Annotated in this window: 20 protein-coding genes, 1 tRNA gene and 2 pseudogenes; 21 read left to right on the top strand and 2 right to left on the bottom strand. The window is 29.2% G+C overall.

Annotation, left to right across the window (positions count from 1 at the left end):
* The first annotated feature begins 953 nt into the window (after positions 1-953).
* The 16 genes and pseudogenes from tilS to murD all read left to right on the top strand — a co-directional run bounded on the left by tilS (position 954) and on the right by murD (position 19,954).
* Positions 954-2,336, top strand: coding sequence for a tRNA lysidine(34) synthetase TilS (gene tilS / locus CSGHG_RS16225; protein ID WP_010297697.1), 1,383 nt, complete (start codon positions 954-956; stop codon positions 2,334-2,336).
* Between the two features lie 8 nt (positions 2,337-2,344).
* On the top strand, positions 2,345-2,884 hold the full coding sequence (gene hpt, locus CSGHG_RS16220) for a hypoxanthine phosphoribosyltransferase (protein ID WP_010297695.1): 540 nt from the start codon (positions 2,345-2,347) through the stop codon (positions 2,882-2,884).
* Positions 2,885-2,971: 87 nt separating this feature from the next.
* Positions 2,972-4,930 (top strand): ATP-dependent zinc metalloprotease FtsH, encoded by a 1,959-nt coding sequence (gene ftsH / locus CSGHG_RS16215; RefSeq protein ID WP_010297692.1) that lies wholly within the window; start codon positions 2,972-2,974, stop codon positions 4,928-4,930.
* A gap of 534 nt (positions 4,931-5,464) precedes the next feature.
* Positions 5,465-7,130: pseudogene (locus CSGHG_RS21210) on the top strand (formate--tetrahydrofolate ligase).
* A gap of 440 nt (positions 7,131-7,570) precedes the next feature.
* Positions 7,571-9,055, top strand: coding sequence for an acyl-CoA carboxylase subunit beta (locus tag CSGHG_RS16205; RefSeq protein ID WP_010297685.1), 1,485 nt, complete (start codon positions 7,571-7,573; stop codon positions 9,053-9,055).
* Positions 9,056-9,067: 12 nt separating this feature from the next.
* On the top strand, positions 9,068-9,412 hold the full coding sequence (locus CSGHG_RS16200; RefSeq protein ID WP_010297683.1) for an OadG family protein: 345 nt from the start codon (positions 9,068-9,070) through the stop codon (positions 9,410-9,412).
* Between the two features lie 26 nt (positions 9,413-9,438).
* Positions 9,439-9,813 carry a biotin/lipoyl-containing protein gene (locus tag CSGHG_RS16195; RefSeq protein WP_010297681.1) on the top strand — a complete coding sequence of 125 codons (375 nt, stop codon included), beginning with the start codon at positions 9,439-9,441 and terminating at the stop codon, positions 9,811-9,813.
* Positions 9,814-9,831: 18 nt separating this feature from the next.
* Positions 9,832-10,968, top strand: a complete 1,137-nt coding sequence (locus tag CSGHG_RS16190; protein ID WP_010297678.1) for a sodium ion-translocating decarboxylase subunit beta — start codon at positions 9,832-9,834, stop codon at positions 10,966-10,968.
* 504 nt (positions 10,969-11,472) lie between these two features.
* On the top strand, positions 11,473-11,652 hold the full coding sequence (locus CSGHG_RS16185; RefSeq protein WP_026022409.1) for a hypothetical protein: 180 nt from the start codon (positions 11,473-11,475) through the stop codon (positions 11,650-11,652).
* Between the two features lie 189 nt (positions 11,653-11,841).
* Positions 11,842-12,621 (top strand): type III pantothenate kinase, encoded by a 780-nt coding sequence (locus CSGHG_RS16180; RefSeq protein ID WP_010297674.1) that lies wholly within the window; start codon positions 11,842-11,844, stop codon positions 12,619-12,621.
* A gap of 8 nt (positions 12,622-12,629) precedes the next feature.
* A complete protein-coding gene (dusB, locus tag CSGHG_RS16175; protein ID WP_010297671.1) occupies positions 12,630-13,604 on the top strand; it encodes a tRNA dihydrouridine synthase DusB in 975 nt (324 codons plus the stop codon).
* A gap of 331 nt (positions 13,605-13,935) precedes the next feature.
* Complete coding sequence (gene greA, locus CSGHG_RS16170; protein WP_010297669.1) at positions 13,936-14,418, top strand: transcription elongation factor GreA; 483 nt, start codon at positions 13,936-13,938, stop codon at positions 14,416-14,418.
* Between the two features lie 12 nt (positions 14,419-14,430).
* Positions 14,431-15,954: a lysine--tRNA ligase gene (gene lysS, locus CSGHG_RS16165; protein WP_010297667.1), complete on the top strand. Its 1,524-nt coding sequence runs from the start codon at positions 14,431-14,433 to the stop codon at positions 15,952-15,954.
* Positions 15,955-16,096: 142 nt separating this feature from the next.
* Positions 16,097-16,171: transfer RNA gene (locus CSGHG_RS16160), tRNA-Asn, on the top strand.
* Positions 16,172-16,574: 403 nt separating this feature from the next.
* Positions 16,575-17,966: a glycine--tRNA ligase gene (locus CSGHG_RS16155; RefSeq protein ID WP_147582283.1), complete on the top strand. Its 1,392-nt coding sequence runs from the start codon at positions 16,575-16,577 to the stop codon at positions 17,964-17,966.
* A 611-nt stretch (positions 17,967-18,577) separates the two neighbouring features.
* Positions 18,578-19,954, top strand: a complete 1,377-nt coding sequence (gene murD / locus CSGHG_RS16150) for a UDP-N-acetylmuramoyl-L-alanine--D-glutamate ligase (RefSeq protein WP_010297661.1) — start codon at positions 18,578-18,580, stop codon at positions 19,952-19,954.
* Between the two features lie 651 nt (positions 19,955-20,605).
* On the opposite strand, the gene CSGHG_RS16145 is transcribed toward murD, so the two are convergent.
* Positions 20,606-21,043 carry a DUF3955 domain-containing protein gene (locus CSGHG_RS16145; protein WP_010297657.1) on the bottom strand — a complete coding sequence of 146 codons (438 nt, stop codon included), beginning with the start codon at positions 21,041-21,043 and terminating at the stop codon, positions 20,606-20,608.
* On the bottom strand, positions 21,040-21,516 hold the full coding sequence (locus CSGHG_RS16140) for an RNA polymerase sigma factor (RefSeq protein ID WP_010297654.1): 477 nt from the start codon (positions 21,514-21,516) through the stop codon (positions 21,040-21,042). Before CSGHG_RS16140 ends, CSGHG_RS16145 begins: the two co-directional genes overlap by 4 nt.
* A gap of 533 nt (positions 21,517-22,049) precedes the next feature.
* On the opposite strand from CSGHG_RS16140, the pseudogene CSGHG_RS22850 reads away from it, so the two are divergent.
* The 5 genes and pseudogenes from CSGHG_RS22850 to CSGHG_RS16110 all read left to right on the top strand — a co-directional run.
* Positions 22,050-22,310, top strand: a pseudogene (locus CSGHG_RS22850) (proline--tRNA ligase); the annotation flags it as partial.
* Between the two features lie 332 nt (positions 22,311-22,642).
* Positions 22,643-23,461, top strand: a complete 819-nt coding sequence (locus CSGHG_RS16125) for a helix-turn-helix domain-containing protein (RefSeq protein WP_010297648.1) — start codon at positions 22,643-22,645, stop codon at positions 23,459-23,461.
* Positions 23,462-24,374: 913 nt separating this feature from the next.
* A complete protein-coding gene (locus tag CSGHG_RS16120; protein WP_010297641.1) occupies positions 24,375-25,139 on the top strand; it encodes a MerR family transcriptional regulator in 765 nt (254 codons plus the stop codon).
* Positions 25,140-25,190: 51 nt separating this feature from the next.
* Positions 25,191-25,922, top strand: a complete 732-nt coding sequence (locus tag CSGHG_RS16115) for an ABC transporter ATP-binding protein (RefSeq protein ID WP_010297637.1) — start codon at positions 25,191-25,193, stop codon at positions 25,920-25,922.
* Positions 25,909-26,655 (top strand): ABC transporter permease, encoded by a 747-nt coding sequence (locus tag CSGHG_RS16110; RefSeq protein ID WP_010297634.1) that lies wholly within the window; start codon positions 25,909-25,911, stop codon positions 26,653-26,655. Before CSGHG_RS16115 ends, CSGHG_RS16110 begins: the two co-directional genes overlap by 14 nt.
* Positions 26,656-26,769: the final 114 nt, after the last annotated feature.

Genomic DNA, 26,769 nt, shown 5'->3' with positions numbered 1-26,769 from the left:
GACAATTATGGAGTAAACTGGATCACCAGTTTTTTTTGAATTGCTAGGGACTGGCTTTGATTTATTAGCTAAGAAGTACAAAGCTAGGAGAGCATCTAATTTTAAGTGAAGTAAATAAATTTACCGTGCCTGTCCCATTTGTTATGGAGCTAAGATTATAATTTATTGCTTACTTAGATTTTGTTAGCAGAACTATGTTTAAAAATACGTTTAGTATTACTAGGAGCAAAGCGAATAGTAATAACCACAATTATTAATTATTAACTCTTAATGTTCTTAACTAGAAAAGTCCAATTTGTGATGGAAGTAGAACTTTAGTAAATTACGTGTTTAAAAGTTTTACTAAAACTAAAATAGTGGTACTGGTTCTTTACTTATCTTGTTATGGGAATAAAATAAAAAAATTAAGGATTAAGAACATTATATAATTGACAATGGACAATTGACATTTGACAATGATGGAGGAAACCGGATCACCAGTTTCTTTTGAATTGCTAGGGACTGGCTTTGATTTATTAGCTAAGAAGTACAAAGCTAGGAGAGCATCTAATTTTAAGTGAAGTAAATAAATTTACCGTGCCTGTCACATTTGTTATGGAGCTAAGATCATAATTTATTGCTTACTTAGATTTTGTTAGCAGAACTAGGTTTAAAAATACGTTTAGTATTACTAGGAAAGAAAGACGTAGTAATGACTTAAATTTTTAACTAAATTAAGCTATTAACGAAAATTAATAAATAGTTTGTATTTAAAAATAATAGTTGTTAAAAAGTTAATTAACATTTAATATTAATACATAGATTACTTTTATAAATACATAAGATAATTTTATAAAAAATAGTGAATAATGAATAATGATTTCAATATAATATTTGTTCTTTTTCTTTTATTAAATTATAATTTGTGATAATATGATTAAATGAACATTGTAATAATAGGAAGTGATAATGTTTTGCAAAATACAGTTTTAAGTACAATAAATACTTATAGTATGATAAAAAATAACGATAAAATCTTAGTTGCGTTATCAGGTGGACCAGATTCTATGGCGTTACTACATGTTTTAGACTCCTTAAAAGATAAATTAAATGTAAAAATAGGAGCAGCTCATTTAAATCATCTTTTAAGAGGAGAAGATGCCCAAAATGATGAAAAGGTATGTGAAAACTTTTGCAATGAAAGAAATATTGATTTTCATGTTAGAAGAATAGATATTGATGAAATGGCGAAGTCTAAAGGAGTATCCCATGAAATGGCTGGTAGGGAAGCAAGATATAATTTTTTTGAGGAATTAATGAATAAATGTGGGTATACTAAAGTAGCAATTGCTCATAATTTAAATGATCAAGCGGAAACTGTGCTTATGAGAATGATGCGAGGTTCTGGCATAGAAGGATTGGTTGGAATAAAACCAGTTAGAGATGAAATTTTTATAAGACCGCTAATAGAAACTTCAAGAAAAGAAATAGAAAAATACTGTGATGATAATAATTTGAAACCAGCTATCGATAAAACAAATTTTGAGAATATTTATGCTAGAAATAAAGTGAGATTAGAATTAATTCCATATATAGAAGAACATTTTAATAAAGATATAATAAAAACTCTTAATAGAATGTCTAGGGTAATTAATGAAGATAATGAATTTGTAGAAGATTTTTCCAAAAAAATATTCAAAAAATATTGTTATAAAAAACAGGATAGAGTTATAATATATAAAGATGCATTTAGTGAGCATAAATCTATAGTTTCAAGAGTGTTAAGAATGGCTATAATGCAAGTAAAAGGCAATTTATATAACATAGAAAGTGGTCACATTAATGACATAATTAAATTGTATAATCACAATACTGGTAAAACCTTAATGTTACCAGAAGGAATAAGAGTTGACAATGTTTATAAGGATATACATATTTATGTATGTAATACTAAACAAAAAGATGATACCAACTTTAATCTAAAGTTAAATATAGATGAAAAAATATATTGTGATGAATTATCAAAATATATAACTTTAAAATCTATATATAATAAGAAAGATTTTAAAATGGAAAATAATGATATGATAAAATATTTCGATTTAGATAAAATTAAAGGTGATATTTCTATAAGATACAGAAAAAATGGAGATAAATTCTCAATGCTAGGAATGAAGGGGAGTAAAAAGATAAAAGATATTTTTATTGATTTGAAGGTTCCTAGGGAAGAACGAGATTTTATTCCATTAATATGTTTTGATAATGAAATATCATGGATAGTTGGGTTTAGAGTAAGTGAGAAATTTAAAATTGATAGAAATACTAAAAATATTTTACGTATATCAATAGAAAGGTAGGTTAATTTATGGAGGCAGATATAAAAGAGGTATTAATATCAGAAGAAGAACTAAAGGCAAAAGTAAAGGAATTAGGAGCTCAGATAACCAATGATTATAAAGGTAAAGATTTATTGGTATTGGGAATATTAAAAGGATCTGTTATGTTTATGTCTGATCTTTTAAGAGAAATAAAAACACCATGCTACATGGATTTTATGGCTGTATCTAGTTATGGCAATTCATCTGAAAGTTCAGGTATTGTAAAAATTATAAAAGATTTAGATTTCGAAGTTAAAGGAAAACATGTTTTAATAGTTGAAGACATAATTGATTCAGGGGTTACACTTAAATATTTAATGAAATATTTAGCAGCAAGAAATCCTGAAAGCTTAGAAATAGCAAGTTTATTAAATAAACCAGAAAGAAGAAAAGAAGATGTTCATGCTAAATATTTAGGATATGATGTACCAGATGAATTTTTAGTTGGATATGGTCTTGATTATTCAGAAAGATATAGAAATTTACCTTACATAGGTATATTAAAAGAATCTGTTTACAAAAAGTAGTTTATATGAATTCATATTGAACTCTTTATGATATAATAGTTAGTAACTTAAAATTAAAACACTTTTAGAAAGAGAGGGGGGCCTTTAGTGAAGAAGTTTTCGAGTGCAACGGCCTGGTTATTAGTTTTAATTCTAGTAATTGTTTCAGCTTTTACACTTTATGATGGAAAAGGCAATGTTACGCAGTTAAATGCTATTCAATTTGAAACATACTGGAAAGATAGTAAAGTTAAAACAGCTCAAATGGATGAAGATAGGATGACAATAGTTGGTGAACTAAAAGATGGCACCAAATATGTTACCGCTTTACCAGAAAAAGCTTTTCTTGATTTAAAACAAGATTATGAGAATAAAGGATTAGAATCCTTATCATTTACACCGCCACAAGAGGTTCCATTTTGGTTTACTATGTTACCAACATTCTTAATAATAATAATGTTAGTAGCATTCTGGGGAATGTTTATGCAACAATCTGGTGGAGGCGGTGGAAACCGTGGTGTTATGAACTTTGGAAAAAGTAAAGCTAAAATGGCAACACCAGATAAAAAGAAAGTTACATTTAAAGATGTAGCAGGTGAAGATGAGGAAAAAGAAGAACTAGCAGAAATAGTAGATTTTCTTAAAAGTCCTAAAAGATATATAGATGTAGGTGCAAGAATACCTAAAGGAGTGCTTTTAGTTGGTCCTCCAGGAACAGGTAAAACATTACTTGCAAAAGCTGTAGCTGGAGAAGCTGGAGTTCCATTCTTTAGTATATCAGGATCAGATTTCGTTGAGATGTTTGTAGGTGTAGGTGCTTCAAGAGTAAGAGACTTATTTGAGCAAGCAAAGAAAAACTCACCATGTATAATATTTATAGATGAGATTGATGCTGTTGGTAGACAGAGAGGAGCCGGTCTTGGCGGTGGTCATGATGAGAGAGAACAAACATTAAACCAATTACTAGTTGAAATGGACGGTTTTGGAGTTAATGAAGGAATTATCATGATAGCAGCAACAAATAGACCAGACATACTAGACCCAGCATTATTAAGACCTGGTAGATTTGACAGACAAATAGTTGTTGGAGCACCAGATGTAAAGGGTAGAGAAGAAGTCTTAAAAGTTCACTCTAGAAATAAACCATTAGGTGAAGATGTTGATTTAAAAGTATTAGCAAAAAGAACTCCTGGATTTACTGGAGCAGACTTAGAAAACTTAATGAATGAGGCTGCATTATTAACAGTAAGAGGAAATAAAAAAGTTATAACAATGGAAGAGCTTGAAGAAGCTATTACAAGAGTAATTGCAGGTCCAGAGAAGAAATCTAGAGTAATAAGTGAAAAAGATAAGAGATTAACAGCTTATCATGAAGCTGGTCACGCAGTTGTTTCAAAATATCTTCCAAATTCATATGCAGTACATGAAATAAGTATAATTCCAAGAGGAATGGCTGGAGGATACACTCTTCACTTACCAGATGAAGATACAAGTTATACATCACGTTCTAAGTTAAAAGACGAGATGGTTGGTCTTTTAGGAGGAAGAGTTGCAGAGGCTATAATACTTAAAGAAATAAGTACTGGAGCTAAAAATGATATCGATAGAACAAGTTCTATAGCTAAGAAAATGGTTATGGAATATGGTATGAGTGATAAATTAGGTCCTATATCATATGGTAAAGAACAAGGTGAAGTTTTCTTAGGAAGAGATATTGGTCATTCAAGAGATTTCTCAGAAGAGGTTGCATCATTAATAGATCAAGAAATAAGAGATTTAGTTGATGAAGCTTATGTTAGAGCTAAAACAATATTAACTGAAAATGTTGATAAATTACATGCAGTTGCTATGGCTCTTATGGAAAAAGAAAAACTTACAGCTGAGGAATTTAACTTAATTATGGATGGCAAAAGTTTAGATGAATTAGAAGTAAAAGCTGAAAGCGAAAATAAATCTTTAGAAGAAGAAAAGGCTGTAGATGTAGTAGAAAATACTGTGGAAAATAAAATTTCAGAGGAAAATGAAACTACAATAGATAAAGCTGATATTATAGATAAAGAAGATTAAAAAAGAAGGGCAAAAAAAGCCCTTCTTTTTATTTTACGAACAATATAAAAAAAATAGTGAAAAAATACGTAACATGTCGTATAATAATATTAAAAATAAAAACAAAGTATGTAAAATACAACAGAGAATCAATGGGGTTATATATTTACAATTAATTTACAAATATTTCATTTTCAGTAGAATATAAAATAATAATATATAGGTATACAACTATAGGATTATAGAATAACATCTAAAATTAATGGATATAAACCGATTAAATATACTAACAATGAAATTTTATTTAAAAATATAATTAAAATTTTTAGTAAGTATAACATTTAATGTTATTTAGTGATACAATTTAATAATAATTAGTTAAACGTATAGTGAAATAAGCTTGAACTTCAATTAAAAAATAAAATCTGAATGTTCATTATATAGTTTATTATCATTATTTTAGAATATAAGGTCATATGTATATAAGATATAGAATATGATTTTATATTTCTGTATTAAATTTTTAGGTGAAAATTTAAAGGGGGTTTTATAATTATGATGACAGATATTGAAATTGCACAAAGCGCTAAAATGCTACCTATTGTTGATGTAGCTAAAAAAAGTAGGATTATCAGAGGATGATATAGAGCTTTATGGTAAATATAAAGCAAAGGTATCTTTAGACGTTTTAAAGAAAAATAATAAGGACGGTAAGTTAATATTAGTTACTGCTATTAATCCAACACCAGCAGGAGAAGGAAAGTCAACAGTTACAATAGGATTAGGTCAAGCTTTATGTAAAATGCAAAAGAATGCAGTTATTGCATTAAGAGAGCCTTCTTTAGGACCAGTTTTTGGAGTTAAAGGGGGAGCAGCTGGTGGTGGTTATGCACAAGTTGTTCCAATGGAAGATATAAACTTACACTTTACAGGGGATATGCATGCTATAACAACAGCAAATAACCTTTTAAGTGCAGCTATAGATAACCATATTCATCAAGGAAACTCATTAAAAATAGATTCAAGAAAGGTACTTTTCAAAAGAGTACTTGATATGAATGATAGAGCATTAAGAAAAGTTATTGTTGGTCTAGGTGGAACTGCAAATGGATTTACAAGAGAAGATGGATTTACTATAACTGTTGCTTCAGAAATAATGGCAATATTATGTTTATCAAATGATTTGATGGATTTAAAAGAGAGATTTGGAAACATATTAGTAGCTTATAATACAGATGGAGAACCTGTATATTGTAAAGATTTAAAAGTAAATGGTGCTATGGCTATGCTTATGAAAGATGCTATAAAACCAAATTTAGTTCAAACTTTAGATAATACACCAGCTATAATACATGGTGGACCATTTGCTAATATTGCTCATGGATGTAATAGTATATTAGCTACAAAAATGGCTTTAAAATTAGGTGACTATGCAATAACAGAAGCTGGTTTTGGAGCTGATTTAGGAGCTGAAAAATTCTTTGATATAAAATGTAGATATGGAAGCTTAAATCCAAGTGCTGTAGTTTTAGTAGCTACTATTAGAGCTTTAAAACATCATGGTGGAGTGAAGAAAGAAAATTTAAATGTTTCTAATGTAGAAGCTTTATCTAAAGGTATAGAAAACTTAGAAAAACAAATAGAAAATGTTCAAAAATTTGGTGTGCCTGTAGTTGTGGCAATAAACAAATTTATAACTGATAGCAATGAAGAAGTTGAATTTATAAAAGATTTCTGTGAGAAAAAAGGCGTAGAAGTATCTTTAACTGAAGTTTGGGAAAAAGGTGCAGATGGCGGATTAGATCTTGCTGAAAAAGTAGTGAAAACTATAGAAGAAAGTGAAAGTAATTTTAAAGTCCTTTATGATGAAAAGCTTTCTGTACAAGAAAAAATTGAAATTATTGCCAAAGAAATATATGGAGCTGATGGAGTAGAGTTTGTTCCAGCAGTAAAAAAACAAATAGCTCAAATAGAAAAAATAGGTGCAGATAAATTACCTATATGTGTAGCGAAAACACAAAATTCTTTATCAGATAATGGAAGTCTTTTAGGAAGACCAAGAGGATTTAAAATTACAGTTAAAGAAGTTAGATTATCAAATGGTGCAGGATTTATAGTAGCACTTACAGGTAATATAATGACGATGCCAGGGTTACCTAAAGTTCCTGCAGCAGAAAAAATAGATATAAGAGAAGACGGAGTAATAGAAGGACTATTTTAAATGAATAATTTGAAATATGAATTTTAAAATTTGAGAATCATTCTAAATGAACAAATAAATTAGTAAGAAACCCATTATAAATTGAAAAGTTTATAATGGGTTTTGTTGTTTAAAAATATAAGGCGTAATCAAAGAATAGTAGACCAGCATTCTAACTTATCTGTAGTAAATGCTTTGTCTGCCAAACCTATATATATCCGTACTATCACTGGATTTAACCTTAGTATCTCGTAACAAATAGTTTTCCGGATTTTATTTAGTACTTATTTTCATATGCCTAAAAAAGACGGAATTACAGTTAGGAGTTGCAAACTTTAAGTCTTTTTTTTCAATACACAGAAAAATGAAATAAAACCTGCACAATCGGTATACAATCTGAATTTTTTGTGATATTATTGTTGTTGGGTAACATGAGTATTTGAAAGTCAGGAGGCAATGAGATGGATAAACTTGATGTATTTGATGAAGTTATGCATAGAGCACACCAAGGTGGTGGCAAAGAAAAGGTTGATATGCAACATAACTTAAAGAAACTAACTGCTAGAGAAAGAATTTTATCTATACTAGATAATGGCTCTTTTATAGAAGTTGGTGGATTAATTAAAAAGAATGGTTCAGGGGTTATAGCAGGTCATGGAACTATAAATGGCAGGTTAGTATATATTTATGCAGAAGATTATACTGTAGATGGTGCTACATTTAATAGGTTTGCGGCAGAAAAAATCTGCAATATAATGGACAAGGCTGCACAATGTGGTGCACCAATAATTAAAGTTTTTGATTCTATTGGTGGCAATATATCACAAGGAGTTGAACTTTTATCTTCTTATGGAAAGGTTTTAAGAAAAACTTCAAAATTAAATGGAGTTATTCCACAAATATCTGTAGTAGCTGGACCATGTAATGGTATTATGGCTGCTAATGCAACATTAAGTGATTTTATTGTTGTAATTGAAGGATTATCCAAATTAAGTATAAATACAAATGATTCATTAAGAGTGGCAGAAAGCAATTATATAGATAATAAATTATTTAATAGTGAAGAAAGTATTAAAAGTGGAAATGCTAACTTTGTTGTAAAAACAGAGGAAGAAGCATTAAATATTACAAGAAAAATACTTGAATTTATACCATCTAATAGTTTGGAAATGGCACCATTATCTTGTGAAGATAATAGTTTAAATGATAAAAAAGATAATTTGAATAAAGCAGCTATAGATGAAACTTTTAATGGAGAATTAGTTGTAAATACAATTGCAGATGAAGGTTCTACTTTAGAAGTTAACAAAAATTTAGAGTCTGCAATAAAAACTTATTTAATTAAATTAAATGGATTAACAGTTGGGGTTATAGCTAATGGTAATGAAAAGAGTAAGTTAGATAGAAAACTTTCAACTAAAGTGTGTAGATTTGTAAGAATATGTGATAGTTTTAACATACCAATATTAAGCATTGTTGATACTTTAGGATTTGAAGCAAGTTTAAAAGAAGAGATAAATGGTGTAGCTAGTGATGTAGGTACTATGATATATGCATTATGTGATTCAACTGTTCCAAAAGTGTCATTAGTTATAGGTGAAGCTTATGGTGCTGGTTATTTATCTTTAGCAAGTAAGGAATCTGCTTTAGATGTAAGTTTAGCTTGGCCAACAGCAAAGATAGCTTTAACTAATCCAAAGAATCAAATAAAAAATAAATATATAGATGAAATAATTAATGCAGAAAATAAAGAGGCTAAAGAAGCTGAATTAATAAAAGAGCATATAAATGAATATGCAGATCCATATTTAGCAGCAGAAGTTGGATTAATAGATAGTATTATTAAACCAAGCGAAACTAAACAAATGGTATTTGCTATGTTAGATATGTTACAAAGTAAAAGAGAGTTAAGCTACCCTAAGAAACATGGAAAAAATCTACTTTAGGGAGGTAAGAATATGACAGGAAGTGTATTAGAGAAATTTATTTTTGCAGTAGGTGTATCGGTAGTTGCTATGCTTATAGTTTTTGTAGTGCTAATTATACTTATGTTTATAATAAAATTTCAAAACAGCATTTTTGAAAAAAGAAATGCTAAAAATGTAAAAAAAGAAAAACCTGAAGATACAGTTATTGTAACGAAAGTTGAAGAAAATGAAGAAGTTGAACTTCAAGACGACTCAGAGATCGTGGCAGCTATAATTGGGGCCTTATCACTTCAATTAGATGTTCCAACTTCTGGTTTAAATATAAGAAGTATAAAAAGGGTATCAAATTCTAATTGGAATAATAATTCAAGGTAGAGCTTGTTAAGGAGGAATTGTTTATTATGAAAAGATATAATGTAACTGTTAATGGAAATGTTTATCAAGTTGAGGTAGAAGAAGTAAAAGGTGAGTTTACATCAGTACCTCAACCAAATAATACAGCAGTAAAAACTGCACCAAAGGTTCAAGAAACTCCAGTAGCGGAAAAGAAATCAGCTGCTCAAGGAGAAAAATTGGAAAGTCCAATGCCAGGAACTATTGTAAAAATAAATGCTGTAGAAGGCGCTAAAGTGAAAAAAGGTGAGGTTTTATTCGTTTTAGAAGCAATGAAAATGGAAAATGAAATTATGGCACCAGTAGATGGTACTGTTGTACAAGTTAGTGTACCAAAAGGAGCATCTGTAAATACAGGAGATATATTAGCTGTTATTGGATAGCAAAAGGAGGCAAAATAAATGAATATTTTACAAGTGTTACAAGAACTATTAGCTTCCTCTGGCTTTGCAGCAATAACTTGGAAAGAAATAGTTATGCTTGCAGTAGCTTGCTTGTTAATATATTTAGCTATAGCTAAAGAGTTTGAGCCATTATTATTATTACCAATAGCATTTGGTATGTTGTTAACAAATTTACCATTAGCAGATATAATGGCAGAACCATCAAATGGAGCGGCTGGAGGACTTCTTTATTATTTATCTAAAGGGGTTAAATTAGAAATATTCCCGCCATTAATTTTCTTGGGCGTAGGAGCAATGACGGACTTTGGTCCATTACTTGCTAATCCATCTAGTGTGCTTATGGGAGCAGGAGCTCAATTTGGAGTATTCTTTGCATTTATAGTGGCTATGGTTTTAGGATTTACACCACAAGAGGCTGCATCAATAGGAATAATTGGAGGAGCGGATGGTCCAACGGCTATATTCTTAACTAATAAGTTGGCACCGCACTTATTGGGGCCTATAGCTGTTGCTGCTTATTCATATATGGCATTAGTACCTATGATTCAACCACCTATAATGAAGGCTTTAACAACGGATAAGGAAAGAACTATAAAAATGGGGGGATTAAGACAAGTATCTAAAACAGAAAAAATTATATTCCCTATAGTTGTTGCTATATTAGTAATATTGTTCTTACCTTCATTAAAATCACTTGTAGGTATGTTAATGCTTGGAAACTTATTTAAAGAATCAGGAGTTGTTGGAAGACTTACAGATACAGCTCAAAATGCGTTAATAAACATAATTACTATATTCTTAGGCTTATCTGTTGGAGCTACAGCTAAAGCAGAAGTTTTCTTAACACCAAAGACTATAGGAATAGTAATTTTAGGAGTTGTAGCATTCTCTGTTGCAACTGCATCCGGCGTTTTAATAGGAAAACTAATGTGTAAACTTACAAAGGGAAGAATAAACCCACTTATAGGTTCAGCAGGAGTTTCAGCAGTTCCAATGGCTGCTAGAGTTTCACAAGTAGTTGGACAAGAGTATGATCCAACAAACTTCTTATTAATGTATGCAATGGGACCTAATGTTGCAGGAGTAATCGGTAGTGCTGTTGCAGCAGGAGTATTACTGTCCATATTTGGATAGTGATTAAAATATAATATAATGTAGTAAAAATTTAAAATAGAGTGCCTTAAAATGATTTTTATCATGATATGGCACTCTTTATTAATTTTTTGTATAGAAGTATAGGGAAACAAGCTCCAATTTAAATTTATTCAATAACTTTAAAATATTTTCACACAAAATACAGTGTTGAATTTTAAGTGATTCGGAGCATGTCTCACTATTTTAGGTATCCAAGTTTTGGAATGGATAATTTTAAAAGTCAACTTGGAACGCTATATAGGGTTCTAAAATGAATTTTAAACTTATGAATTTATCAAATGAGAAGATTTAAGATTAATATCATACTAATATTTGACAGTTTCATCCTAAAATATTAACTCTTACCTGTTAACTATTAACTAACTATATTTGTACTTATTTTTTCTTAACTAATGTATAAAATTAATTTTAAGATTGTATTCTTATATATAATAAGTATACTCCTTTTTATTATTGAGAATAATATTAAAAAGGAGTGGTTATATGCTATTTCAAAATAAAGAAGATATTATTGAAGTTATAGGTAAAGAAAAAAGCCTTGTAAAAAAGTATAAAAGATACTTAGATAGTTCAACTAATCCCCAATCTATAAGTGTTTTAAATGAATTAATAGATAAGCATAGTACTCACTTGGAGACACTAAATAAGTTTTTAAATGGATAAAAGCTTAGAAATAGAAAAACTAAGGAAAACATTCATTTAGCTATTAGAGAGAGCTGAGGTAAAGAATTTAGGCTACTTGACAAAATATATTAACTTGTTAAAATTAAATTATTATTTTATAATGTTTTTATTAGTAGATTCTATAAAGCAGCTGGCAAGGCTGCTTTTAATTGTATAGAGGTGAATTTTATGGTTTTTGTATTGGATGTTGGAAACACTAATATAGTATTGGGCATATATAAAGATAAGAAACTTATGGTTGATTGGAGATTATCTACTGATCATAAAAGAAGTTCTGATGAATATGGAATACAGGTTAGGCAATTATTTGAGCAAAATAATATTAAAGCTTCGGATATTGAAGGAATAATAATTTCTTCAGTTGTACCTAATATAATGTATTCATTAGAACATATGATTAGAAAATATTTTAATCAAAACCCTATAGTTGTAGGACCAGGGGTTAAAACAGGAATAAACATAAAATATGATAATCCTAAGGAAGTTGGAGCAGATAGAATTGTTAATGCTGTGGCAGCTTTTGAAACTTATAAAAAATCTATGATAATAATAGACTTTGGAACGGCTACTACATTTTGTGCTATAACTAAAAATGCAGATTATTTAGGTGGAACTATTTGTCCTGGTATAAAAATTTCATCTGATGCTTTATTTGAAAGAGCAGCAAAACTTCCAAGAGTTGAGCTTGTAAAACCAGATACAGTAATTTGTAAAAATACAGTAGCAAGTATGCAAGCTGGAATTGTATGTGGTTATGTAGGGCAGGTAGATTATATAGTTAATAAGATGAAAAAAGAGATGATGGCTAAAGGTGAAGAAGATCCAATTGTAATAGCAACTGGAGGACTTGCTACATTAATAGCACAAGATTCACAAACAATAGATAAAGTTGAACCATTTTTAACATTAGATGGGTTAAGAATGATATATGAAAAGAATAAAGAATAGGTGATGCAATGAAAATATCAAACCTTGAATTTGAAAACAATGTGTTTTTAGCCCCAATGGCAGGAGTTACTGACATTGCATATAGAGGTATATGCAAAGAGATGGGGTGTGGGTTAGTTTATACTGAAATGGTTAGTGCAAAAGGTTTATTTTATGGAAGTAGAAATACAGAGGTTCTTATGAGAACGTCAGAAGAAGAAAGACCAGTTGCTATTCAGATTTTCGGTAGTGATCCTAAAATAATGGCTCATGCTTGTGAAGTATTTAATGAAAGAGAGGATATTTCTATAGTTGATGTAAATATGGGATGTCCTGTACCTAAAATAGTAAAAAACGGAGAAGGCTCTGCTTTGATGAAAAATCCTAAGCTTGCATCTGAAATTATTAGAGAGATGAAAAAGGTAAGTAATAAGCCAGTAACAGTAAAGTTTAGAAAAGGGTTTGATGAGGATAATATAAATGCAGTAGAATTTGCAAAGTATGTAGAAGATGCAGGTGTTGATGCTATTGCTATTCATGGAAGAACTAGAGCACAAATGTATAACGGAAATGCAGATTGGAACATAATAGGAAAAGTAAAGGAAGCAGTTAGTATTCCGGTTATAGGAAATGGAGATGTATTTTCTTATGAAGATGCATTAAAAATGAAAGAATTAACTAATTGTGATGGTATAATGGTAGCTAGAGGAGCTATGGGAAATCCTTGGATATTTAGAGAAATACAAAATGCTTTTAGTAAAAATGAGGTGTTAAAACCTACAGATTTAGAAAAAGTTGAAATGTGCATAAGGCATCTAGATTTAGCTATAAAATATTTTGAAGAAATAAAGGCTATAAGAGAGATGCGTAAACATATAGCTTGGTACATAAAAGGGTTAAGGTATTGTACAGACATAAAAGATAAAGTAAATTGTATGACTAAATATGAAGAGCTTAGAGAACTATTAATTGAATATAAAAATGTCTTTGTGGATAGGATATAAAAAATATGCCAAAACCCTACATTAATTAGTAATATCCTTTTATTGACACAATTATATTACTGATTTATAATAACTTAAAGTATTAAACCGTATAAGGTATCTTGAAAAAAATAAACAAGTCGGAATGATCGTCTATTTTGTGTTATACTGTGTCAACAGAACCCTTAGATAGTTGCTACTATCTGTGGAACCTGTTTCCTTGTCTAACTCAAAATATACTTCCCATCTTTGACTTATTATTTACTTTCAGATGCCTAAAACAAATTATTTTAATATGTTTATCAATAGAATTAACTATATTATATTATATATCGTTAAAGGGGAGAAGAAAATGAGCGATACTAAAAAGTATGTAATGACGTACGAAGGCGTAAAAAAATTAGAAGAAGAATTAGAATTCTTAAAAACTGTGAAGAGAAAAGAAATAACTGAAAAGATAAAAGTTGCTTTAGGATATGGAGATTTAAGTGAAAACTCAGAATATGATGAAGCAAAAAATGAACAGGCTTTTGTAGAAGGAAGAATAATACAACTTGAGAACATGTTAAGAAATGCATCAGTTGTAGATGAAAGCGAACTAGACAATGATATAGTTAGTGTAGGCTCTATAGTAAGAGTTAAAGACTTTCAGTTTGATGAAGAAGTTGAGTTTGCAATTGTAGGGTCAGCAGAAGCAGATCCTATGGAAAATAAAATATCTAACGAGTCACCAGTTGGAAGTGCCCTTATCGGTAAAGGTGTTGGTGATGTAGTAGAAGCAATAATTCCGGATGGAACTAGTAAGTATGAGATAATTGAAATCAGAAGATCTTAGGAGGTTATTAACATGGAAGAAAATAACACAAGAGAATTAGAAATAGAAGATATACAAGCTAAAGAAGAAGAATTTAACGAACAGGTTACAATAAGAAGACAAAAATTAGCTGAACTTCAAGAGCAGGGTAAAGATCCTTTTGATGTATATAAGGTTAATAGAACTCATAATTCACAAGAAGTTAAAGAACAATTTGAAGAATTAGGAGATAATCTTGTAACTATAGCTGGAAGACTTATGTCAAAAAGAATCCAAGGTAAAGCAGGATTCTGTGATGTTCATGATAGAGATGGTAAAATACAAATTTATGTTAGATTAGATGCAGTTGGAGAAGAGTCTTTTAAAGATGCTAAAACTTTTGATATTGGAGATTTTGTAACTGTAACAGGTACAGCTTTTGTTACTAGAACGGGCGAAACTTCAATACGTGCAAAAGAAATAAAATTAATATCAAAATCTTTAAAACCATTACCAGAAAAATGGCATGGACTTAAAAATCCAGATTTAAAATATAGACAAAGAGAAGTAGACCTTGTTATGAATAAGGATGTTAGAGATACATTCATGAAGAGAATCAACATAATAAAAGCCATAAGAGAATTCTTAGATAATAGAGGATACTTAGAGGTTGAAACTCCAATACTATCGCCAATTGCAGGGGGAGCCGCTGCTAGACCTTTTGTAACTCATCACAACACATTAGATATAGACATGTACCTAAGAATAGCTACAGAATTATATTTAAAAAGATGTATAGTTGGTGGATTTGAAAAGGTTTATGATATGGGTAAAAACTTCAGAAATGAAGGTATGAGTGTAAGACATAACCCAGAGTTCACAATGATAGAATTATATGAAGCTTATGCTGATTATAATGATATGATGGAAATGACGGAGCAACTTGTTGCATATGCATGTGAAAAAGTACATGGAACAACTAAAGTTACTTACCAAGGAACAGAAATAGACTTTACACCACCTTGGAGAAGAATAACAATGGTTGATGCTGTAAAAGAATATGCAGGTATAGACTTTAATGAAATAAAAACAAATGAAGAAGCTCAAAAAATTGCTAAAGAAAAGCATTTAGAATTCCCTAAACCAATAGATAAAGTAACAAAAGGTGAAGTATTAAATATGTTATTTGAAGAGTACGGTGAAGAACATTTAATACAACCAACATTCCTTTGTGATTATCCTGTTGAAATATCACCATTAACTAAGAAAAAACGTGGTAACGAAGAGTTTACAGAAAGATTCGAAGGTTTTGTTTATGGTAGAGAAGTATGTAATGCATACTCAGAGCTTAATGACCCAATAGTTCAAAGAGATAGATTTGCACAACAAGCAAATGAAAGAGAACTTGGTGATGATGAGGCTTATGTTATAGATGAAGAATTCATGAATGCATTAGAAATAGGTATGCCTCCAACAGGTGGATTAGGAATTGGTATAGATAGAATAGTAATGTTCTTAACTGATTCAACATCTATAAGAGACGTAATATTATTCCCTACAATGAAACCATTACAATAAGAAAAATTTCATTTAAATATAAAGAATAAAGCCTAAAAGTTTCAGGCTTTATTCTTTTATTTAAAAAATAAAAAAAATAAGAAAAACTACTTGAAAAAAAATAAAAGTTTATGTATAATGAAAGTGTAAATTAATTAAATATTCCGCGATAGCTCAACGGTGGAGCACTCGGCTGTTAACCGATAGGTTGAAGGTTCGAATCCTTTTCGCGGAGCCATTTGAATTTTCAAGTAATACAGTTGTATTACTTTTTTTTGAATAAAAAATGTAAAAAAGGACATACATATATTTAGAAGTAGTTTTAGTAATATAGAACCAAAGACTAGTTTAGTTCATAGTATAATATAAAAACTAAAAAGTATTGTCTTGACAATGAAAGTTATTTTGATAAAATAGGTATATATAATTTAATAGATATATGATGAGAAAGAAGAGTAACAATAAAGAATTAAAAGAGAGATGGTGTTTGGTGTAAACCATTATGAATTTATTGTGAATGGAGCTTTTGAGTATAGTTGGAAGAGTTGAGCTATTGCTAATAAGGGTGGAACCGCGGAATTAAATTTCGTCCCTTAACTAGTAATGGTTTTTTTATTTTTAGAAACAAAAAAGGAGGAAGTATTATGACAGAAATAACTATGGATAAGATTATTAGCTTATGTAAAAATAGAGGTTTTATATTTGCTGGGTCAGAGATTTATGGAGGACTAGCAAATTCTTGGGATTATGGTCCTATAGGCGTAGAATTTAAAAACAATGTAAAAAAAGCATGGTGGAAAAAGTTTGTTCAAGAAAGTCCATATAACGTAGGATTAGATTGTTCAATACTTATGAATCCACAAGTTTGGGTTGCTACAGGACATGTAGGTGGTTTCTCAGACCCATTAATGGATTGTAAAGAATGTAAAGCTAGATTTAGAGCAGATAAATTAGTTGAAGATCACATGGCTGCGCAAGGAGCTGAATTTGCAGTAGCAGATGGATGGACTAATGAAGAATATAAAAATTATATTGAAGAAAATGAAATAGTATGTCCTAAATGTGGAAAAAGAAATTTCACTGATATAAGAAAATTCAACTTAATGTTTAAAACTTTCCAAGGTATAACAGAAGATAATAAATCAGAAATATACTTAAGACCTGAAACAGCTCAAGGTATATTTGTAAACTTTAAAAATGCTCAAAGAGCATCAAGAAAAAAAGTACCATTTGGAGTAGCTCAAGTTGGTAAATCTTTTAGAAATGAAATAACTCCAGGAAACTTTACATTTAGAACTAGAGAATTCGAACAAATGGAACTTGAATTCTTCTGTAAACCAGGAACTGATTTAGAGTGGTTTGAATACTGGAAAGATTATTGTAAAAAATTCTTATTTGATTTAGGAATGAGAGAAGAAAGTTTAAGATTTAGAGATCATAGCAAAGAAGAATTATCTTTCTATAGTAATGCAACATGTGATATAGAATTCTTATTCCCATTTGGATGGGGCGAACTATGGGGAATAGCTGATAGAACAGATTACGATTTAAAAAGACATATGGAACATTCAGGTGAGGATATGAAATATCTAGATCCTACAACTAATGAAAAATATGTACCATATGTAATAGAACCATCATTAGGTGCAGACAGAGTAGCTTTAGCGTTTTTAATAAATGCATATGAAGAAGAAGAATTAGAAGGCGGAGATGTAAGAAATGTATTACACTTACACCCTGCATTAGCACCATTTAAAGCTGCAGTATTACCACTAAGCAAGAAATTAAGTGAAAAGTCATTAGAAGTATATTCTATGCTTGCTAAAAAATTCAATATTGAATATGATGAAGCAGGAAGTATAGGAAAAAGATATAGAAGACAAGATGAGATTGGAACTCCGCTTTGTATAACTGTTGACTTTGATACAATGGAAGATAATACAGTTACAATTAGAGATAGAGATACAATGGAACAAATAAGATTATCAGTAGATGATTTAGTTAAATATATAGAAGAAAAAATAGAGTTTTAATAAATAAAATAAAAATCCCAACAAAAACTTGTTGGGATTTTAATTAGGTGTTTTTAAAAATAGCAGTTTACTATTCTTATATATTTTATATAGTATATCACGGTAAAAATAAAGTATTTTACTTTGAATAATATATAAAAAGTATAATTTGAATAATTAAACTGATATTAAAAAATGCCTTATGTAAAATATACAAAAAAATAACCGGATTAAAATCCGGTAAAAAATAGGGTTTAATCATGGGGATATGTTATGTGTTATGTTAAAATTTTGGGGAATCATCTTAACATATTCCTTACGGCACAAATAAAGTATATCATTTAGAAAACTTGAATTCAATAAGATGAAAATAAGTTTATATATTAAATAAATTCGCGCAATTTTGACATACAAATAAGGTTAATTATATAATTATTTTTAAATAAAGAATAATAATGGTATAATACATGTTGAAGTTTAAAAAAACTAAGATATGTTAAAAATGAATAAATATATAAAGTTTTATTTATATATTTTAATTATTAAAGGAAATATAATATAATTTAAAGTATAGAGTTTATAAACAAATTAGTAATATTTTTAACTATATAATCTTGGAGGATTAAGATAATATGAAGAGAAATTTTGAAGAATTCAAAAAATATATACAAAATAAGAATGTAGCAGTAGTAGGAATAGGTGTAAGTAACATACCACTTATAGAATACTTAGTATCATTAGGTGCTAAAGTAACTGCTTTTGACAAAAAAAATAAAGAAGACCTTAAAGAGGTTGTTGAAAAATACGGTAAAATTGGTGTTAAGTTTGAATTAGGTGAAGGTTATCTAGAAAAACTTACAGGATTTGAAGTGATATTTAAAACGCCTTCTATGAGAATAGATTGTGATGAGTTAGTAAGAGCGAAAGAAGAAGGAACTTATATAACTTCAGAAATGGAAGAATTCGTTAAGTACTGTCCAGCAAAAGTATATGGCATAACAGGTAGTGATGGAAAAACAACAACTACAACATTAGTTTATAATATATTAAAAGAAAGTGGATACAATACCTGGGTTGGGGGAAATATAGGAACTCCATTATTTACGAATATAGAAAAAATGAAGGAAACAGATAGAGTTGTTTTAGAGTTATCTAGCTTTCAATTAATGACAATGGACACATCAACAGATATAGCTGTTGTTACAAATCTTTCTCCAAATCATTTAGATATGCATAAGGATATGAATGAGTATGTGGATAGTAAGAAAAATATATTTAAATATCAAGATAAAGAAAACTTATTAGTTTTAAACTTAGATAACGATATAACTAAAGGTATGATTAATGAAGCTAAAGGCAAAGTTTACACATTTAGTAGAAAAGAAAAAATAAGTGAAGGCGCTTATTTTGAAGATGGAAAGTTATATGTAAAAGGCCAGCTTGTTTGTAGAAAAGATGAAATTAAGTTAAAAGGAATGCATAATGTAGAAAACCTTTTAGCAGCATTTTCAGCTACTTGTGATGAAGTGGGTATAGAAGCTATGAAAAATGTAGCTATAAATTTTGGTGGAGTAGAGCATAGAAGTGAATTAGTAAGAAAGTTAGATGGTGTAGAATATTATAATGATTCTATAGCTTCAAGTCCAACAAGAACACTTGCTAGCTTAAAGGCTTTCGAAAAACCTGTAATAGTAATAGCTGGTGGATATGATAAAAATCTAGCTTTTGATATACTAGCATTTGATGGATATCCATATATAAAAGAACTTATATTATTAGGTGCAACTAAGGATAAAATCAAACATGAATTTAATAGATTAAAAGAGGAAAAAGGAATAGAAGTTTCTATACATGAAGTAAGTACTTTAGAAGAAGCAGTTGAGCTTTCTAAAAAGTTAGCTAAAAATGGAGATATAGTAACATTATCACCAGCATGTGCAAGCTTTGATATGTTCCCTAACTTTGCAGTAAGAGGATTAAAGTATAAAGAAATTGTTATGAATCTATAGATTTTAAATAATGAATAATCAAAGAAATAATATACTAAATATGCTTTAAATAGTTGGTATATTATTTCTTTTTTATATGTCTAAGGAGTTACTACAAAACTAACTAAAGGTTAGAGGAGTGATAGCTTTTTTTATATGTAATTTGTTTAATATATGATTAGTGATAAGAAAAAACATATTAAATAATTTAATAAACTCTAAAATTTAAAAGTATGCGAGAATTTTATTATTAAAAAGAATGGTAAATATAACTTTAAGCCTTTATTCAGTTAGTTGTTTCAAGAAACTCTAATAATCATAACTAACTTAAAATTCTATTTACCATATATATTTTTATCCGATTTTTATGACTACCCGGAGAAGCGACGTCTTTGTCTGATGCACCGGCTAATCAGTCCTTGGATTAGGTCAAAAAAATCAAATAAAAATCTATGAGAGTTTCTAAATCAATTTTTAATGAATAGCTTATTTAAATTTTTTATTATTACATAGTGTATTAAAAATCAAATTTAGAATGATGAATGTTGAAGTGTATCATAAATAATAGAGGTTTCTATTTAGAAAATATTAAAGGACTTACTGTAATAGTAAGTCCTTGTTGAAATTCTATAAGAATATTATAAATCAACTAAATTTTAAATTATGAACATTCTACTTAGAGATAATTTTACGTTTCTTTAAGAATATAAAGTTGCATATTAATGAAATGATAAACATTAATATGAATACATATCCAATTGGTATTAGTGCGAATGGCTCAACCAATGTTCCATCTGATAAAATTTTTACACCTATAACATTATACATAATAAAACAAAGTATAGCTGCTAATGCCGAAGCTATCATTGAACCTTTTGTAAATGCAATTCTTTTATCCATTTTCCACTTTGTTGAAATACTTTTCATTACTTTTACCTTCCCTTCTGGAATATTTGGCTTTTCTAAATTTATTTCAAGTTTTTTCAATTCATCTAAGCATTGAGTACATTCAGCTAAGTGCTCTTCTATTAACGATGAACTTTCATTACTACAAACTTTATCATAATACAATGGTAGTAAATCTCTAATAACTTCACATGATACTTTCATATTAACTTCTCCTTTATCTTTATTCTTGCACGATGATAAGTAACTCTTGCCCAACTTTCTGTTTTACCAAATAGTTCAGCTATTTTACCAAACGATAAATCTCCAAAAAAACGCAATGTAAATACTTCTTTAAATGGTTCTTCTAAGTTATGGAGTAATTTATGAATTTCAAATGCACTTTCATCGTCAAATAATGTTTGTTCAAAATCAACATCAGAAACATCCACTATATCTTCAACACTTACAAAGTTACTTTGTATTTTCTTTAGATATGAAAAATATGAGTTTTTAGCAATTTGGCAGAGCCAAACTCTCATTTTACAATTTCCTTTGAAGCTATCAATATTTTTTAAAGCCTTAAAAAATGTTTCTTGTGTTATATCCTCTGCAATGTTTTCGTTCTTAGAAAGACTTAATACATATTTATATACGTCTTTAAAATATGCAGAGTATACTTCCTCAAATTCGGTCACATTTTCACCGCCTTTCATATATAAGACTATAAAAATTGCATTTCGTTACAACATTTCATAAAAAATATTTAATTATTTAAAAATTAATTAATAGAATAAAAAATATGTTTCGAATTAAATTCAATCATATTAAATACTACATTCTAAGCTATAGTGGATTAATTCATAAATAAACTTATGAATTTTAAATAAGAATCTCTATCTTATAGGATGATAAAACTTGAAAAAAGACCTAGCTATCCTATTATGGAATCTCTATAGTATATTTTAGTCACTATATCATAATTATGTATATTAGAGATAGGGGGATTAATTGGGAGGATTTTAGCTTGAAGTAGTTACGAAGAACTGTAATATAAGATAAATATTAATTTTAAAATATGAAAAATAATTTTTAAAGGTAGCTATTGAAAAAGTATGAGAAGTACAACTTTTTAAAAATTCAATAAAAAATAGAACTCTCCATTAAATCACCAGACTTTCTGTAAGTGTTATGATAATAATATGGATGTGTAAATAGTATGGATAGGGTATATAAAACAGCAGAAGAAGCAGAGGAAGAGACTATTAATATGTTGAATGTTTATGCTAATATGTTAGAAGAATATTTGGCAATTCCAGTTCTAAAAGGACAAAAGACCTAAAAAGAAAAGTTTGCAGGAGTTAAAGCAACATATACAATTGAAAGCTTGATGTATGATGGAAAGGCACTTCAAAGTGGAACATCTCATGATTTTGGAGATGGATTTGCTAGAGCATTTAATATAAAAGTTGTTTCCAGAATGTCCAAGATATAAATAAATCTATCAAATTAAAAGTATAAATTCTAGTTTGTAATTTAATAAAGTAAAACTTTTTTAAAATCAAAAAAGTTTTGCATTAAAAATAAACCTTATTATTTAATAACAAATGATAAGGTTTGTTTGGGTATGAATATATTATATTAATAAAAGACATAATTATTTCAATCAAAAAAATGTGTTTATAATAAGATTATAATAATAAAATTATAGTTATAGATAATTCTAATTAACAGAGGGATGCAACTGATAGTTGACAAAAGGAAATCATTAGTTGGTAGAATGATATATGTATATTTTGTATAATTTTTCATGGGGGTGAGAAAGTGGATTTAAATAAAAAATTACAGTTATTAAGAAAAAAGAGTGGGTTATCTCAAGAAGAATTAGCAGAAAAATTAGGAATATCAAGACAAGCGATTTCAAAGTGGGAGTCAGGACAATCAATACCGGATTTAAATAAATTGATAATACTGTCTGAACTATATAATGTAACCATTGATAGCTTAGTTAAAGATAATGATAGATTTGATATTTTACAAAATAACACATTTGAAGATAAAGAAGAAGTGAATATTAATAAAAAACAGTTGGTTATTAATTTAGGTAGTAGTTCATTGGAATATGAATATAAGAGTAAGAGAAAAGTTTTTGGATTGCCACTTGTGCATATTAACTTAGGAAAAGGTTTAAAAAAGGCAAAGGGGATAATTGCTTTAGGAAATATATCATATGGAATAATATCTGTAGGATTTGTATCATTTGGGATTTTAAGTTTTGGTTTTATATCCATAGCATTAATTAGTTTGGCAGCTTTAGCAATAGGTTTGTTGTTAGCAGTAGGGGCTATTGCTATAGGTACCTTTTCAATTGGAGCAATATCTATAGGAATATTTTCATTTGGGGCAGTGGCTATAGGAAAATATGCAGCAGGTGCAGCAGCGATAGGATCAGATATAGCAGTAGGAGATTATGCAAAAGCTAATATAGCTATAGGAAACAAGGTAGAAGGAACGAATACATTATCATTAGATGCTTCTATATATGAAGTGAAAAATTTAATTAAACAAGAATATCCTAATTTAGAAGATTGGATTGTGAAACTAGTTAACTCTTTTATTATATGGATCAAGAAAGGGCATTAAATGGAATTTTAAATTTGAGTATGATATAACTAGGGGCTATTACAAAACTAACTAAAGGTTAGAGGAGTGATAGCTCTTTTTATATGTAATTTATTTAATATATGATTAGTGGTAAGAAAAAATATATTAAATAATTTAATAAACTCTAAAATTTAAAAATATGCAAGCATTTTATTATTAGAAAGAATGATAAATATGTTAGATAAGTGAATAAGTTGAAATTTCAGTTTTAATCTCCATAGACGTAAGGGTAAGCCTAAAAGTTCCCAAATTATAGTATTAAAAAGTAATAATGAAAAAATTTAAAACGATAGTCTGTGAAAATTTCAAAGAAACTCTAAATATATTTTTATCCGATTTTTATGACTACCCGGAGAAGTGACGTCCTTGTCTGATGCACCGGCTAATCCGTCCTTGGATTAGGTCAAAAAAATCAAATAAAAATCTATGAGAGTTTCTAAATCAATTTTCAATGAATAGCTTATTTAAATTTTTTATTATTATAGGGAAACAAGCTCCAATTTAAATTTATTCAATAACTTTAAAATATTTTCACACAAGATACAGTGTTGAATTTTTAGTGATTCGGAGCATGTCTCACTATTTTAGGTATCCAAGTTTTGGAATGGATAATTTTAAAAGTAAACTTGGAACCCTATACATAGTGTAGTGATAAATTAAAAGAAAAATATTTTGATGTAATAAAAATCAAATTTAGGATAATGAATATTGAACCATATCATAAGTAAATGATAAAATTATCCTTAGCTTAGTGATATCAATGGGTAAGACGTTTTTTATAAGTAAAAATACTGTATCGTAAGTAAGATTTAATAATAAGCAAATAAAACTCTCCACTAAATCACCAGACTTTGCATAAGTGTTATAATAATAACATGGTGGTGAAAATAGTATGGATAAGATATATAAAACAGCAGAAGTAGCTAAAAGAATAGGGGTACATTCAAACACTGTACGTTTGTACGAAAAGCTTAAATTAATACCAGAGGCAAGTAGGTTACCAAATGGTTACAGAGTATTTACTGACTATCATATAGAACAGTTTAACCTTGCTAGAACTGCTTTTAAAGTAGAGGTTTTGCAAAATGGGCTTAGAAAGAAGATAATCAATGTTGTTAAGTTATCTGCTAGGGGAGAGCTTCAAGAAGCAATTAACTGTACAAAGGATTATATTAATCAGATAAAACAAGAACAAAAAAATGCAGAAGAAGCCATAGAAATTTCAAAGAAGCTTTTATCAGGTATAAATGCTGAAGATAACAATATATTTTTTACAAGAAAGCAAACCTCAGACTATCTACAAGTCACAATGGATACATTAAGAAATTGGGAGATGAATGGTTTGCTTACAGTTAAAAGAAAGCAGAATGGATATCGAGTTTATACTGAAAGTGATATTAATAGATTAAGGATAATACGCACGTTACGTTGTGCTAACTACTCTCTTTCAGCAATTTTAAGAATGATGAATTCCATATCAGAAAGTAAGGAAATTGATATTAGAGAGGTGATTAATAAGCCCCAAAGGGATGAGGACATTGTTACAGCATGCGACAGGCTTCTTACTTCCTTAAGTGATGCAGAAAAAAATGCTCATAGTATATTGAAACAACTAGAATATATGAAAAATGAACTTAATATAAACTCTACACTTTAACACCAGACTTTGTGCTGGTGTTATTCTTTTATCAAAAGGAGGGAATAACACATGGAAGTAATAAAAGTTCATAATCTATATAAATCCTATGGGGATGTTAAAGTGGTGAAGGATGTTAGTTTCACAGTTAGGAGAGGAGAGGTATTTGGATTGCTTGGGGCCAATGGGGCAGGGAAGAGTACTACCATAGAATGTATTTTAGGTACAAAGAGTTTTGATGAGGGGTTGGTATCTATCCTAGGTATGAATCCTAAAAAGCAAAGAAAAGAACTATTCGAGAAAGTTGGGGTTCAGTTTCAAGAATCTAATTATCAGGAAAAGATTACAGTAAAGGAGCTATGTGAAATAACAGAAGTCCTCTATAATAATCCATTAGATTACAATAAATTATTAAAGAAATTTAATCTTCATGATAAAGTTAAAAAGCAAGTAAGTGAACTTTCTGGAGGAGAAAAGCAACGATTATTTATTATCCTAGCGTTAATTCCTAACCCAGAGGTAGTTTTCCTTGACGAACTTACAACAGGACTAGATGTAAAAGTGAGAAGAGATGTGTGGAAGTGCCTATTAAACTTAAAGAAGCAAGGACTCACAATTTTTTTAACATCTCATTTCATGGATGAGGTTGAAGTTCTCTGCGATAAAATATGCATTTTAAAAAAAGGAGCAATAGAATTTTATGGAACAGTTAAGGAAGTAGTGGAACAGAGTCCATATGAAAAGTTTGAGGATGCTTATCTATGGTTTCTAGATGAGGAGGAATTGGATGATGAAAGTATTTAAAGTAATGCTAAAAACTGAATTAAAGTTATCACTAAGAGGTATGGATATGTTTATCTTTGCAATCTGTATGCCGGTAGTGGTAACTGTTATTTTAGGTGTTATTTATGGCAATAAACCTGCATTTCCTGGAGCAGACTTCACATTCATGGAGCAATCTTTTGCTGCTATATCAACCATTGCCATCTGCGCAGGTGGGGTTATGGGCTTGCCCTTAGTGTTATCTGAGTATCGTCACAGAAAGATATTAAAAAGATTTAAGGTAACACCTGTGAGTCCATCAATAATTCTAGCAGTTGAAGGAGTTATCTATGCCCTATATGCCATTGTTTCATTAATACTTGTATATTTAACAGCCAAGATATTTTTTAATTTTCAATTTAGAGGTTCTTGGATTAATTTTTTAGGAGCATATACATTAGTAATGGCTTCAATGTTCAGTATTGGCTTCATGGTGGGAGGAATAGCAAAAAATACTAAATCAGCAGGTGTGATTGCAAGTATTCTATATTTTCCTATGCTTATATTCTCAGGGGCAACATTACCATATGAGGTTATGCCAACAGCGCTTCAAAGGATGGCAGATATTTTCCCATTAACTCAGGGGATAAAGGTTTTAAAAAGCGCCTCACTTAATTTAAGTATATGTGATTCAGTAGTACCAATTTACATTACTATTACTATACTTACAGTGGTTTGTAGCGGTGTATCTATTAAGCTTTTTAAATGGGAATGATTTTTAGGTTTCATAAGTTCCTATAAGGAATTAAAAAACGCATGTAAAAACCTCACTTGTAAGTGATACGGTGAACCATATCACAAGTAAGTGATATGGTTTTTAAAAATATGA

This window comes from Clostridium senegalense JC122, from assembly GCF_000285575.1.
GTDB classification, from domain to species: Bacteria; Bacillota; Clostridia; order Clostridiales; family Clostridiaceae; genus Clostridium_J; species Clostridium_J senegalense.
The sequence above is the reverse complement of the archived record's forward strand: the minus strand, read 5'-3'. Positions and strand labels throughout refer to the sequence as shown.

Bases quoted from the DNA above. Each gene is read 5' to 3' on its own strand.
- hpt (WP_010297695.1), top strand. From the start codon at position 2,345: ATGGAGGCAGATATAAAAGAGGTATTAATATCAGAAGAAGAACTAAAG.
- CSGHG_RS16205 (WP_010297685.1), top strand. From the start codon at position 7,571: ATGGATAAACTTGATGTATTTGATGAAGTTATGCATAGAGCACACCAA.
- CSGHG_RS16200 (WP_010297683.1), top strand. From the start codon at position 9,068: ATGACAGGAAGTGTATTAGAGAAATTTATTTTTGCAGTAGGTGTATCG.
- CSGHG_RS16195 (WP_010297681.1), top strand. From the start codon at position 9,439: ATGAAAAGATATAATGTAACTGTTAATGGAAATGTTTATCAAGTTGAG.
- CSGHG_RS16190 (WP_010297678.1), top strand. From the start codon at position 9,832: ATGAATATTTTACAAGTGTTACAAGAACTATTAGCTTCCTCTGGCTTT.
- CSGHG_RS16185 (WP_026022409.1), top strand. From the start codon at position 11,473: ATGCTATTTCAAAATAAAGAAGATATTATTGAAGTTATAGGTAAAGAA.
- CSGHG_RS16180 (WP_010297674.1), top strand. From the start codon at position 11,842: ATGGTTTTTGTATTGGATGTTGGAAACACTAATATAGTATTGGGCATA.
- dusB (WP_010297671.1), top strand. From the start codon at position 12,630: ATGAAAATATCAAACCTTGAATTTGAAAACAATGTGTTTTTAGCCCCA.
- greA (WP_010297669.1), top strand. From the start codon at position 13,936: ATGAGCGATACTAAAAAGTATGTAATGACGTACGAAGGCGTAAAAAAA.
- lysS (WP_010297667.1), top strand. From the start codon at position 14,431: ATGGAAGAAAATAACACAAGAGAATTAGAAATAGAAGATATACAAGCT.
- murD (WP_010297661.1), top strand. From the start codon at position 18,578: ATGAAGAGAAATTTTGAAGAATTCAAAAAATATATACAAAATAAGAAT.
- CSGHG_RS16145 (WP_010297657.1), bottom strand. From the start codon at position 21,043: ATGAAAGTATCATGTGAAGTTATTAGAGATTTACTACCATTGTATTAT.
- CSGHG_RS16120 (WP_010297641.1), top strand. From the start codon at position 24,375: ATGGATAAGATATATAAAACAGCAGAAGTAGCTAAAAGAATAGGGGTA.
- CSGHG_RS16115 (WP_010297637.1), top strand. From the start codon at position 25,191: ATGGAAGTAATAAAAGTTCATAATCTATATAAATCCTATGGGGATGTT.
- CSGHG_RS16110 (WP_010297634.1), top strand. From the start codon at position 25,909: ATGAAAGTATTTAAAGTAATGCTAAAAACTGAATTAAAGTTATCACTA.